Below are 297 nucleotides of genomic sequence, written 5' to 3' on the forward strand. Positions count from 1 at the left end.
CAGCTGATAGAACGCCGACGGCGTCTGATTCAGCACCGTCACGCCCTCACGCGCCAGCAGAGCCAGGAAATCCCCTGCCGAGCGGCTCACCTCGAACGGCACGACCACCAGACGACCGCCGTACAACAGCGGCCCCCACAACTCCCACACCGAGAAGTCGAACGCATACGAGTGGAACAACGTCCACACATCATCCGATCCGAACCCGAACCACTCATCGGTAGCGGAGAACAACCGCACCACATTCGCGTGCGGAACCACCACACCCTTCGGACGCCCCGTCGACCCCGACGTATA

The 297-nt window shown here is 62.6% G+C and carries 1 protein-coding gene; it reads right to left on the reverse strand.

All coding sequences use genetic code 11. From position 1 onward, the window contains the following. A partial coding sequence (locus IG99_RS43810) for an AMP-binding protein (protein ID WP_037684640.1) occupies positions 1-297 on the reverse strand: 297 nt, incomplete at both ends.

The sequence above is a fragment of the Streptomyces griseus subsp. griseus genome (assembly GCF_000720255.1).
Lineage (GTDB): Bacteria > Actinomycetota > Actinomycetes > Streptomycetales > Streptomycetaceae > Streptomyces > Streptomyces griseus_I.